The following is a 12,046-nucleotide window of genomic DNA, read 5'->3' on the forward strand; positions in this document are numbered from 1 at the left end:
GTCCGACGCGATCGCGATCGGCGTTGAAAACGCGACGGACAGCAGGATGGCGGCAGGAAGGGAATATCGGATCATGGGGCGCAGATAACGCGATCCGCGGGCAGGCGTCTTGAACAGGACAAACATTCCACCGGCCCGCGTGCGCGACGGTCAGAACATTCGGTCCCCGCGCAATCTACCGGGCGATTGTCCCGTCGACGCCTTGACCAGACGGGTCATATGGCTCTGGTCACTGAAACCGGCCAGGTCGGCGACATCCGCCAGGCCGGACTCGCCGTCGTGCAGAAGGGACAAGGCCACTCCGACGCGCAGCCGGCGCATGTAGCGGCCGATGCTACAGCCGAATATGGTGCGAAAGGCGCGCGCCAGATGAATGGGATGCACGTTCGCCAGGGCGGCGAGTTCCCGCATCGAGGTCTGGCGGCCCGGATGGGCGTGAAGATAATCCCTGACGGCCAGAAGCCATTTCGCGCCGCGCGCGTCGGCCTGAACCGATAGACAGGCGTGATCCAGTATGTCGGATACGATGCTTTCCGTTTCGCATGCGTCCTTTGTGGACTTGTCGCGGATGGCACGGGCAAGCCGCATGCCCAGTCCGACAATGCCCGGATCATGGCGATCCATGGCGTCGCTGAACAATCCTGTTCCCTGCCGGTAATGATCGAGCGCGTGTGCGGCGATTTCGATAGTCAGGATCCGTGTGGGAGATGGTGCGTGCCGGTCGGCGTGATGCTCGCCCGGCGGGTGAACGATCAGCATGCCGGGGGTCGCCGTGCGGGCGCGCTGCCCGAAAACTTCCTGATAGCCGCCACTCAGGACAAGACACAGGCTGGCCAGTTCGTGATCGTGCCGGGCGATCCGCAGCGAGGGGGCATAAAGACTGTCTGAGACGACGAAATCCGACAGGACCACCTGCCGGCGTCGTGCGTCGTGCAGGTTGCCTGCACCGCGTGATGTGCTGCCCATCGGATGTCCTTCAATGAGGCTCGGCGTGCCGTATCGAACCGGGTGCGGTCGCGCGTGCCGGCGGGACGATCCCGCCGGGGGTACGGTGGATGCGTATTCAGTCCCCGGGCAGGCAGGCGTCACGGAACAGGGCGAAGGCCCGGGCGCGGTGGCTGATGGTGTTTTTCTCGGCCTCGGGCATTTCGGCGAAGGTCCGGTCGCGGCCCTCGGGGGTGAAGACCGGGTCGTAGCCGTGGCCGTGGGTGCCCCGCGGCGGCCAGGTGATCCGGCCGTCGATCCGGCCCTCGAAGCTGCGGATCGTGCCGTCGGGCCAGGCCAGGCACAGCACCGAGACGAACCAGGCCGACCGGTCGGGATCGTCGCCGATGCCCTCGTGGATACGGGCCATGGCGCCCGGAAAATCCTTCTCCGGTCCGGCCCAGCGGGCGGAATAGATCCCGGGCGCGCCGCCCAGGGCCGCGACGCACAGGCCGGAATCATCCGCCAGCGCCGGCAGGCCGCTGGCCTGCGCCGCGGCATGGGCCTTCAGGGCCGCATTGCCGACGAAGGTCTCGGCGGTTTCCTCGGGTTCGGGCAGGCCGAGCTGGCCGGCCGAGAGGACGGTGATGCCGTATCCGTCCAGCAGGGCGGAAAATTCCACCAGCTTTCCCGCATTGTGGCTGGCCAGGACCAGCCGGTCGCCGCGCGCCAGGCGGCGTGTCGCCTGCCCGCTCACGGTGCGGTCCGCGCGGTCAGGGCGGCGTCCACGGCCTGGCGCTGGGCGATGAAAAGCTGCGCGGTGCCGGTTCGCGCCAGACGCAGCAGCGTGTCGAACTGGTCCTGCGCGAACGGGGCGTGTTCGGCGGTCGCCTGGATTTCGACGATGCCGCCGGTTTCGGTCAGCACGAAGTTGGCGTCGGCGGCGGCGGCGCTGTCCTCGTCATAATCCAGGTCCAGCACCGCGCCGGCCCCGGTCAGGCCGCAGGATACGGCGGCGACCTGCGCCGTCAGCGGCAGGCGGGCCAGCACGCGGTTGCGCACCAGGGTTTCCAGCGCCAGGCGCAATGCGACCCAGGCGCCGGTGATCGACGCGCAGCGGGTACCGCCATCGGCGTTCAGCACGTCGCAATCGACGGTGATCGACATCTCGCCCAGCGCCTCCAGATCGACGACGGCACGCAGCGAGCGGCCGATCAGGCGCTGGATTTCCTGGGTGCGGCCCGACTGCTTGCCCTTCGCGGCCTCGCGGCCGCCACGGGTATGGGTGGCGCGGGGCAGCATGCCGTATTCGGCCGTCACCCAGCCCTTGCCCTGGCCGCGCAGGAACGGCGGCACCCGGCTTTCGACGGTGGCGGCGCACAGCACCTCGGTCCCGCCCATGCGGATCAGGGCCGAACCCTCGGCATGGTGGGCGAAGCCCGGTTCGATGGAAATGGCGCGCAGCGCATCAGGTGCGCGGCCCGAGGGGCGGGTGGTCATGAAGGCGGTACTCCGATCGGCAGGCCGAGGGGCCGGGCATAGCCCGAGCGGGGAACGGATTTCCAGTCCCGTGCTTGTCATGGCCCGCTTCCGGTTCCAGATTTAGGCTGGTCGTTTTTTCGGGCTGGCGTTTCCTGGCCGGTCGAACAGGGAGGAACCAAGGCCGATGGACCCCGCCACGCTGTCCCCCCGTCCTGCCCTGCCGCCCGGGCTGGACGCAAGATCCGCGGCGATCCTGCGTGAAATCGTCGAACAGTACGTGGAAACCGGCGAACCGGTCGGCTCGCGCACGCTCTCGCGCCGCCTGCCGCTGTCGCTGTCCCCGGCCACGATCCGCAACGTCATGGCGGACCTGACCGAGGCCGGACTGCTGTTTTCGCCCCACGCCTCGGCCGGCCGCCTGCCCACCGAAAAGGGCGTGCGGCTGTTCGTCGACGGCCTGCTGCAGTTCGGCAGCCTGACCGAGGACGAGCGCGAGACGATCACCCGCTCGCTGGAAATGCGCGGCCGGTCGCTGCAGGACATGCTGTCCGAGGCCTCGTCTATGCTCTCGGGCCTGTCCTCGGCGGCGGGTCTGGTCCTGGCGCCCAAGAGCGACGGTGCGGTGAAGCATATCGAATTCGTGGCCCTAGGGCCGCGCCGCGCGCTGGTCATCCTGGTGGGGGCGGACGGGCAGGTGGAAAACCGGGTGATCGAAACCCCGATCGGCCTGCCGCCCTCGGCTCTGGTCGAGGCGGGGAACTACCTGAATGCCCACCTGACCGGTCGCACGCTGGAGGGCCTGCGCGAGCATGTCAGCGCCAACATGGCCGCCAATCGCAATGAACTGCATCATCTGACGGCCGAAGTGGTGGCCAGCGGCCTGGCGACGTGGAGCGAGCTGGATCGCGGCGGCACGCTGTTCGTGCGCGGCCAGGCGCGGCTGCTGGCCGACGTGACGGAGATCGAGCGCCTGTCCACCATCCAGATGCTGTTCGAACGGCTAGAAACGCAGGAAACGATGCTGCGCCTGCTGGACCTGGCGCAGGAATCCGAGGGGGTGCGGATCTTCATCGGGGCCGAAAGCGGCGTGTTCGGCCTGTCGGGCATGTCGGCGGTGGTGGCCCCGGCGCGGACCGACAGCAACCGCATCGTGGGTGCGATCGGCGTGATCGGGCCGACGCGCATCAATTATGGCCGCATTATCCCGGTGGTGGATTACACCGCGCGGGTTATCGGCCGGATGCTGGGGTGACTGCCTCGCCAGTGCCATATTGTTTCGTTCTTTTTTGAAGAAAGAAGAAATCTTCTTCATGCAGGAGGCCCGAATGTCCCACCCAGACGCCCGCCAGGCGGGACTCTTCTCCATCGGCGGTGACATCCCGGTCGCCCGGATGGGTTTCGGCGCCATGCGCATCACCGGGCGCGGCATCTGGGGCGACCCGCCGGACCGCGATCGTTCCCTGGCCACCCTGCGGCGCGCGGCGGCGTGCGGCGTCACGCTGATCGACACCGCCGACAGCTACGGCTCTTGTGTCAGCGAGGACCTGATCCGCGCCGCGCTGCATCCCTATGATGGGCTGACGATCGCGACCAAGGGCGGCCACACGCGGCATGGTCCCGATATCTGGCGCCCGGTCGGCAACCCCAATTACCTGCGCCAGTGTGTGCTGATGAGCATGCGCCGCCTGGGCGTGGCGCGGATCGACCTGTGGCAGTTGCATCGCGTGGGGCCCGACTGCCCGCCCGAGGCGCAGTTCGAGGTGATCGCCGCGATGCGCCAGGAAGGGCTGATCCGCCATGTCGGCCTGTCCGAGGTCTCGGTGGACATGATCGAACGCGCGGCGCGCTTCTTCCCGGTCGCCACGGTGCAGAACCGCTACAACCTGGTGAACCGCGCGTCCGAGGACGTGCTGGAATACTGCATCGCGCACGGGATCGGCTTCATTCCCTGGGCGCCGCTGGCGGCGGGCGGGCTGACGCAGGGCCATACCGCGCTGGCCCGGACGGCGGCCGACCTGCAAGCCACGCCGGGGCAGGTGGCGCTGGCCTGGCTGCTGCGCCGCGCTCCGGTCATGCTGCCGATCCCCGGCACCGGCAGCCCCGACCATGTGGATGAAAACACCGCCGCCGCCGGGCTGGTGCTGGACGACGCCACGTTCGCGCAACTGGACAGGGAAGGGCGCGAGGAATGGCACCGGCTGTCGGGTTCCTGAGCGCGGGACGAGACGCGGGCGCGCGACAATGCTAGGACACCGCCTATCGTGATGGACCCTCTTGTGCTGGACATTGCTCCCTTGGACCTCGCCTGTTGGACCCCGGATGATTTTTCCTAACGGATCGGACCGCGACGGCCGGATGCTCGTCACCTCGCGCGTGGGCGGGAACGGCCCGTCGGACGGCGGGGCGCCCCCGGGCCGTACCGGCGGCTTCGGCCTGACCGGTCCGGGGGGCGGCCCGCGCCGGCCGCGCTTTCGCCTGGTGCGTCGCATCGCCGGGGGCGGGATGGCGCTGCTGATACTGGCGACGGCCGCCGGCGGCCTGGTCGCATGGACGAAATACGAACAACTGGTGTCCGACCTGCCGACGGTGGACGGCCTGCGGACCTACCAGCCCCCGGTCATGAGCCGGCTTTATTCCGGCGACGACCGCGTGATGGCCGAACTGGCGGCGGAACGGCGCGTCTTCGTGCCCTACAGCGCCATTCCCGACCGGGTGAAGAACGCCATCATCGCGGCCGAGGACCAGAAATTCTATACCCATGGCGGCGTCGATCCGTTCGCGATCATCCGCGCGGGCCTGACCGACCTGACCATGCAGAAGGGCCATCGGCCGCTGGGCGCCTCGACGATCACCCAGCAGGTGGCGCGCATCATGCTGCTGGGCACCAACGCCGTGTCGCTGCAACGCAAGGCCAAGGAGGCCCTGCTGGCAATCCGGATCGAGCAGACCCTGCCGAAGGACAGGATCCTCGAAATCTACCTGAACGAGATCTATCTGGGCGCGGGTGCCTATGGCGTCGCCGCCGCCGCGCAGACCTATTTCAACAAGCCGCTGGACCAGCTGGACAATGCCGAGGCCGCGTTCCTCGGCGCGCTGCCCAAATCGCCGACCAACTACAACCCCTATCGCTTTCCCGAGGCGGCGCGCGGGCGGCGCGACTGGGTGCTGCAGCGCATGGCCGAACTGGGCGCCATCACCGAGGACGAGGCCCGCATGGCGCAGGCCGAGCCGCTGGTGCCGCAGGCCTTCGTCCGCCCCGGCCCGGTCCCCGGGTCCGAATGGTTCGCCGAGGACGTGCGGCGCGCGCTGATCGAACGCTACGGGCTGGACACCACCATGCAGGGCGGCCTGCTGGTCCATACCAGCCTCGACCCCCATCTGCAGCAGATCGCGACCGGCGCGGTGCGTGACGGGCTGATGGCCTATGACCACGACCATGGCGGCTGGCGCGGGCCGGTCGGCCATCTGGACGGCGTTACGGCCGCCGCGAGCGTGCCCGACGCATGGCAGCCCGCGCTGGCGGCGGTGGCGAAGCCCGCCGGCATGCTGGAATCCTGGCGCCTGGGCGTGGTCCTGTCCCCCACGACGGGCGAGGTCGGATGGCTGGAAGGGCCGGCCTCGCACGGCGTGCCGCACACCGGACGGCTGCTGGCGCGTGACATGGCGTGGATGCGGCGCTGGCGCCTGCCGCGCGCGGGCGACCTGGTCATGATCGAACCCCAGGCCACGGGCGGCGGCGCCGCGCTGCGGCAGATCCCCCGCGTCGAAGGTGCGCTGGTCACGATGGACGTGCGCACCGGCCGCGTGCTGGCCATGGTCGGCGGCTGGTCGTTCGCCCAGTCGCAGTTCAACCGCGCGACCCAGGCGTTCCGCCAGCCCGGATCGTCCTTCAAGCCGTTCGTCTACCTGACGGCGATGGAACAGGGGATTTCGCCGTCGCAGAAATTCGACGATTCGCCGGTGTCCTACGGAACCTGGCACCCGAACAATTACGAAAAGGATTTCTGGGGCCCCACCACGCTGCATGACGCGCTGCGGGAATCGCGCAACCTGGTGACGATCCGCCTGGCGGCCCATATCGGCATGAAGTCGGTGGCGGCCATGGCCGCCAACCTGCATCTGGTCGATGCCATGCCGCATGTCCTGCCCGCCGCCCTGGGCGCGGTGGAAACCACCGTGCTGCGCGAGGCCGGGGCCTATGCCACCATAGCCTCCGGCGGCCGTCTGGTCACGCCCAGCCTGATCGACGACGTGCAGGATCGCGACGGCCACGTGCTGTGGCGGCCCACGGGCATGGATCTGCAGGCCGCGCCCGCCGCCCCGCCTGCCCAGGCGCCCACCGCTTCCGCCTCCCTTCCGGCGCTTCCCACCGTGCCGGCCGACGGGCCCGCGATCATCGATACCCGGCCGCAGGTCGTCTCGCCCGCCAGCGCGTTCCAGATCACCACGATGATGCGCGATGTGATCCTGCGCGGCACCGGCGTGCAGGCGGGGGCGGGCATCGACCGTCCCATCGTGGGCAAGACCGGCACCAGCCAGAACTTCAACGATGCCTGGTTCGCGGGCTTCTCGCCTGAAATCGTGACGGTCGTGTGGGTCGGCTTCGATACGCCGGCGACCCTGGGCAAGGCCGAAACGGGTGCCGCCATCGCCGGACCGATATGGAACCGGGTGATGAAGGCGGTGCTGGCCGACCGGCCGAAGCTGGATTTCCCGGTGCCCGAGGGGATCACGCTGGCACGCTACGACACCGGCATGGGCATGGCGGTGGACGCGTTCAAGCCGGACCAGGTGCCGGGTATCAGTTCCGACCTGTTCGCCAATGCGACGGGCGCGCTGACCGCCGCCGATACCGGGGCCGAGACCATGCCCGACTCCGAAAGCGACATGGCGGCCTCTCCCTCGGTCGGCACGCCCGAAGGCGGCGCGCCCGGCGTGGGTTCCGGCACCGGTCCCGCGCCGCAGGCGGGGCCGTCCGGACCCCCCGCGGCGCCTGCCGGCGGGGGTGACATCGGCATGGGCGGCCTGTATTGACGCCGTGCGCCCGCTGCGGCGGGCCCCCTTTTCCTGACGGAGACCTGTTTCATGTCTGCCGAGACCGATTCCCTCAACGAACAGATCAAGCAGTCGGTGGCGCTGCTGAGGAGGCATCTTTGACTGGGATGTCGCACTTGGCCGTCTCGCGGAACTGAACAACCGGGCGGAGGATCCGGATCTGTGGAACGATCCCGACACCGCCCAGAAACTGATGCGCGAGCGCACCCTGCTGGCCGGGCAGGTCGAGGGCGTGCAGCGCCTGGAAGCCGACGTCCGCGACACGCTGGACCTGGTCGAACTGGCCGAAATGGAGGGCGATGACGCTGTCCTGAAGGACGCGGTGCAGATGCTGCGCGCCCTGGCCGAGGAGGCCAAGCGCCGCGAGACCGAAAGCCTGCTGTCCGGCGAGGCCGACAGCAACGACTGCTATCTGGAAGTCAATGCCGGCGCCGGCGGGACCGAAGCCCAGGACTGGGCCGAAATGCTGCTGCGCATGTACACCCGCTGGGCCGAGCAGCACGGTTACAAGGTCGCGCTGATGGAAAGTTCGGAAGGCGAGCAGGCGGGGCTGAAATCGGCGACGATCCAGGTCACCGGCCCCAACGCCTATGGCTGGCTGAAGACCGAGGCCGGAGTGCATCGCCTGGTGCGCATTTCGCCCTTCGACGCGGCGGCGCGGCGACAGACCTCGTTCGCCTCGGTCTGGGTCTATCCGGTGGTGGATGATTCGATCGAGATCGAGATCAACGAAGCCGACCTGAAGGTCGATACGTTCCGTGCCTCGGGTGCCGGCGGCCAGCACGTCAACAAGACGGAATCGGCCATCCGCATCACTCATATCCCCACCGGGATCATCGTCGCCTGCCAGACCGACCGTTCGCAGCATCGCAACCGCGCCACGGCGATGACGATGCTGAAGGCGCGGATGTACGAGCAGGAACTGCAGCGGCGCGAGGCCGCGGCGGCGCAGACCGAGGCGGCGAAGACCGATATCGGCTGGGGACACCAGATCCGTTCCTACGTCCTGGCGCCCTATCAGCTGGTCAAGGACCTGCGTACGAGTGTCGAGCGCGGCAATCCCGACGCCGTGCTGGACGGCGACCTGGACGACTTCATGGCCGCGGCCCTGGCCGCCCGGGTGGGCGCCACCCGGTCGGAGGCGAGCGCTTCCGCCCAGTAACGGTGCCGCAGCAATGCCGCGAGGTCGCGCCGGATCGGGGCGGGGATGGCGGAGCCATCCCCGCCTTTTTTATGGCACGTCCGCACGCGCATCCCGGGCGGATTCGAACCGGACGGTGCCGCGCACGTTACACGAGATTGCGCTCCCGGTGCCCGTGGGTCGGGCCGGCACCGTTTTCGTATCGCCCCTGCACAGACAGGCGGCACGGCGCGAAAAATGGCAGAATTGATGGCCCGTGCTTAAAAATCGCCGGTTTTTGGCCATTTATGACAGGCGGTTAATATGGCCAATTTTTAGGCCAGTGATGACAAAATGCTCGTTTCGGATTGAGTAAATATCTTGCTTGACATGAGGGGGGGGCAATAGCCCAATTCAATGGCTTGGCGGCATTTCGATGGCTGTCCGGCCAGGTCGGAACGCAGGGGATCGTTGGGTCTCCGATGCTGTTTTCGTGTGTCCTGAATGCCTCAGCGGTCCGCGCCGCGATGCATGGTCCCGGTCTTCCGGGACGGGAGCCGAAGCTGCCTCAGTGGTGCTGATTTGTCGTGGGTTTGAGTGCCGAAACCGGCGCGGACGAGAGGTTAAGGAGGTTTCGACATGAACTACGCGGAACAACAACGCAGTCCGATGAAGCATATCGTCGGGATTACTGTCGTTGTTCTCCTGCACGTGGTTCTGATCTGGGCGTTGATGAACGGCCTCGGGGCGAAGATCGTCCAGGAGTTGCACCCGCCCATCCAGACCAAGATTATCACCGAGCCCAAGCCGCCGCCGCCGCCCCCGCCGCCGCCGCCGCCGCCGGTGATGACGCAGCCGCCGCCGCCGTACATTCCGCCGCCGAAGATCCAGATCCAGCCGCCGCCGCAGCAGGTGATCCGCCAGGTGACGCACACGCCGCCGCCCAAGCCGATGCCGCCCGCGGCCAGCGTGGCGCCGCCCGCGCCAAACGCGCCGGTCGGTCCGCCGGTTCCGGATCATCTGGCGGGCGCGCGCCCGGTGAACAACGTCAAGCTCGAATATCCCGAGGAGGCGCTCGAGGAAAATCGCGAGGGACGCGTGACCGTGCTGTGCGACGTGGAAGCGACCGGCGAGACGACCAACTGTGCCGTCACCAGCGTGCAGGGCGGGCAGGAATTCGCCCAGGCCGCGCTGGATTACGTCCGCCGCGCCAGGTATCAGCCTGCGGTCAAGAATGGTGTTCCCATCAAGGAATTCCACCATCCGTATACGATTACCTTCAGGCTCAGCAACGACTGAAGGTTACCGAAGTTGCCGGAGCCGGCCGGGTGAACCCGACGGCTCCGGGGTTCCGGAAAACGGGCCATCTACCACAAAGGATTTGGAGTACATGACCAGACTGCACCGTGTTCCTGTCGTTGCCGCGTCGGCCCTGGCGGCCGTTCTGAGCGTCTCGTCGCCCGTCATTGCGGTCGCGCAGGATGCACAGTCCGCCGCTCCGGCCGCCGCTCCTGCTCCTGACGCGTCCGCTCCCGCCGCCCCCGCTCCGGGTGCGCCGGCTGCCGCCGCTCCGGCCGCGCCCGACGCTTCGGCTCCGGCTGCCCCGGCCGCCGGCGCTCCCGCCCCGGATGCCTCGGCTCCGGCCGCGACCCCCGCTCCGGACGCGTCCGCGCCGGCCGCGCCCGCGGTGACCCCGCCGGCCGAAGACGCCGCCGCGGCCAAGCCCGCCGGCAACCCGTACGGCCTCGATGCCCTGTGGCGGAACGGCGACATCATCGCGCGCGGCGTTCTGCTGATCATGGTCGCCATGTCGCTGGGCACGTGGTACATCATGGTCACGAAGTTCTTCGAACAGGCCCGCATGTTCTCGGCCGCCAAGGAGGCTTCGAGCGTGTTCTGGACGAAGTCCTCGATCCAGGAAGGCGCCGCGGCGCTGAAGCCGACCTCGCCGTTCCGCTACATCGCCGATACCGGCATCGTCGCGGCCGAGCATCATGAGGGCACGATGCAGGAATCGATCGACCTGCATAGCTGGACGTCCATGTCCATCCAGCGCGCGGTCGATACCATCCAGTCGCGCCTGCAGGGCGGCCTGGCCTTCCTGGGCACCGTCGGTTCCACCTCGCCGTTCGTCGGTCTGTTCGGCACCGTCTGGGGTATCTATCACGCCCTGACCGCCATCGGCATCGCCGGCCAGGCGTCGATCGACAAGGTTGCCGGCCCGGTCGGTGAATCGCTGATCATGACCGCCATCGGTCTGGGCACCGCCGTTCCGGCCGTGCTGGGCTACAACCTGCTGGTTCGCCGCAACAAGGGCGCGATGGACAAGGTCCGCAACTTCGCCGCCGACCTGCAGTCGATCCTGCTGGGTGGCTTCCGTCACGGCGTGACGCCGGACATCGTGGTGCGCCCCGATGACTCGCCGACCACCACGACGACCTCCAACCGGGTTGCCTGAACATGGCGATGCAAGTCGGAGGCGGCGGCGATGAAGACGAGGTGGTGTCCGCCATCAACACCACTCCGCTTGTCGACGTCATGCTGGTGCTGCTGATCATCTTCCTGATCACCATCCCGGTCGCAACGCATACCATCAAGGTGACCCTGCCCAAGGACGCCAACCAGCCCACCCAGACCAGGCCCGGAAACGTGGTCCTGGCGGTGACGGAAAACGGCCAGATCTACTGGAACGAAGTCGCGGTCAAAAGCCGCGCCGACCTTCTGGACAGGCTGGAAAAGGTGGCCGTCATCAAGCCGCAGCCGCAGATCCAGATCCGCGGCGACGCCAAGGCGCGGTACGAATCCGTGGGACGGGCGATCGCGACCTGCCAGGAGGCCGGGATCTACCACGTGGATTTCATTACCGAGCAGCCGCACTCGGACTGACGGACGGCGTGACCCGGTTCCGGCCTGCCGGAACCGGGGACACCGGGGGATTCACATCCGGGCACTGGCCCGCGTATTTAGAGAGTACACCGCCATGGGCATGAATGTCGGCGCTGAAAGCACCACCGAAGACGAAGGCATCGTCGATATCAACACGACGCCGCTGATCGACGTCATGCTGGTGCTGCTGATCATGCTGATCATCACCATTCCGCTGCAGACCCATTCGGTCGCGCTGGACCTGCCGCAGGGCAATCCGCCGCCCTCGACCGAGGTGCCGAAGGTCGTGACCGTTGCCATCGATTTCGATAACAGCATTTCGTGGAATGGCGAGCCGATCACCGACGAGGGCTCGTTGCAGGCGCATTTCGTCGCGGCGGCGGCGCAGCCCGACCAGCCGGAAATGCACATCCACCCGAATCGCCTGGCCGATTACAAGACGGTGGCGCATGTCCTCGCGGATGCCCAGAGGCTTGGCATGACCAAGCTGGGTATCGTAGGTCAGGATCAGTTCATGGAAGGACAGTGAGCTGATGTCATCGAGTCTGTTCCGCGCCGGCCTTCTCGCCGGTGCGATCG

The 12,046-nt window shown here is 67.9% G+C and carries 11 protein-coding genes; 8 read left to right on the forward strand and 3 right to left on the reverse strand.

Annotated elements, in window-relative coordinates; all coding sequences use genetic code 11:
* Positions 1 to 150 precede the first annotated feature (150 nt).
* The 3 genes from GDI_RS06530 to rph form a co-directional block, all read right to left on the reverse strand.
* Positions 151 to 966 (reverse strand): helix-turn-helix transcriptional regulator, encoded by an 816-nt coding sequence (locus GDI_RS06530; RefSeq protein WP_012224622.1) that lies wholly within the window; start codon positions 964 to 966, stop codon positions 151 to 153.
* A 97-nt stretch (positions 967 to 1,063) separates the two neighbouring features.
* Complete coding sequence (gene rdgB, locus GDI_RS06535) at positions 1,064 to 1,681, reverse strand: RdgB/HAM1 family non-canonical purine NTP pyrophosphatase (protein WP_012224623.1); 618 nt, start codon at positions 1,679 to 1,681, stop codon at positions 1,064 to 1,066.
* A complete protein-coding gene (rph, locus tag GDI_RS06540; protein ID WP_012554129.1) occupies positions 1,678 to 2,424 on the reverse strand; it encodes a ribonuclease PH in 747 nt (248 codons plus the stop codon). The genes rdgB and rph overlap by 4 nt, the downstream gene beginning before the upstream one ends.
* A gap of 166 nt (positions 2,425 to 2,590) precedes the next feature.
* On the opposite strand from rph, the gene hrcA reads away from it, so the two are divergent.
* From hrcA to GDI_RS06580, 8 genes are all read left to right on the forward strand, one after another.
* The gene (gene hrcA / locus GDI_RS06545) at positions 2,591 to 3,658 is read left to right on the forward strand and encodes a heat-inducible transcriptional repressor HrcA (RefSeq protein WP_012224625.1); all 1,068 of its coding nucleotides are present in this window, start codon (positions 2,591 to 2,593) and stop codon (positions 3,656 to 3,658) included.
* Between the two features lie 73 nt (positions 3,659 to 3,731).
* Complete coding sequence (locus tag GDI_RS06550; protein ID WP_041249326.1) at positions 3,732 to 4,619, forward strand: aldo/keto reductase; 888 nt, start codon at positions 3,732 to 3,734, stop codon at positions 4,617 to 4,619.
* Between the two features lie 106 nt (positions 4,620 to 4,725).
* Positions 4,726 to 7,440, forward strand: a complete 2,715-nt coding sequence (locus GDI_RS06555; RefSeq protein ID WP_012554131.1) for a penicillin-binding protein 1A — start codon at positions 4,726 to 4,728, stop codon at positions 7,438 to 7,440.
* A 51-nt stretch (positions 7,441 to 7,491) separates the two neighbouring features.
* A protein-coding gene (gene prfB / locus GDI_RS06560; protein ID WP_144879993.1) for a peptide chain release factor 2 occupies positions 7,492 to 8,623 on the forward strand; the annotation gives its coding sequence in 2 pieces (ribosomal slippage) (positions 7,492 to 7,560 and positions 7,562 to 8,623; 1,131 coding nt in all).
* Positions 8,624 to 9,220: 597 nt separating this feature from the next.
* Positions 9,221 to 9,880 (forward strand): energy transducer TonB, encoded by a 660-nt coding sequence (locus tag GDI_RS06565; protein WP_012224629.1) that lies wholly within the window; start codon positions 9,221 to 9,223, stop codon positions 9,878 to 9,880.
* Positions 9,881 to 9,971: 91 nt separating this feature from the next.
* Positions 9,972 to 11,039 (forward strand): MotA/TolQ/ExbB proton channel family protein, encoded by a 1,068-nt coding sequence (locus tag GDI_RS06570; RefSeq protein WP_012224630.1) that lies wholly within the window; start codon positions 9,972 to 9,974, stop codon positions 11,037 to 11,039.
* A gap of 2 nt (positions 11,040 to 11,041) precedes the next feature.
* Positions 11,042 to 11,467 (forward strand): ExbD/TolR family protein, encoded by a 426-nt coding sequence (locus tag GDI_RS06575; RefSeq protein WP_012224631.1) that lies wholly within the window; start codon positions 11,042 to 11,044, stop codon positions 11,465 to 11,467.
* 94 nt (positions 11,468 to 11,561) lie between these two features.
* Complete coding sequence (locus tag GDI_RS06580; RefSeq protein WP_012224632.1) at positions 11,562 to 11,996, forward strand: ExbD/TolR family protein; 435 nt, start codon at positions 11,562 to 11,564, stop codon at positions 11,994 to 11,996.
* The last annotated feature ends 50 nt before the right edge of the window (positions 11,997 to 12,046 follow it).

Origin of the sequence: Gluconacetobacter diazotrophicus PA1 5 (assembly GCF_000067045.1) — a bacterium.
Taxonomy (GTDB): Bacteria; Pseudomonadota; Alphaproteobacteria; order Acetobacterales; family Acetobacteraceae; genus Gluconacetobacter; species Gluconacetobacter diazotrophicus.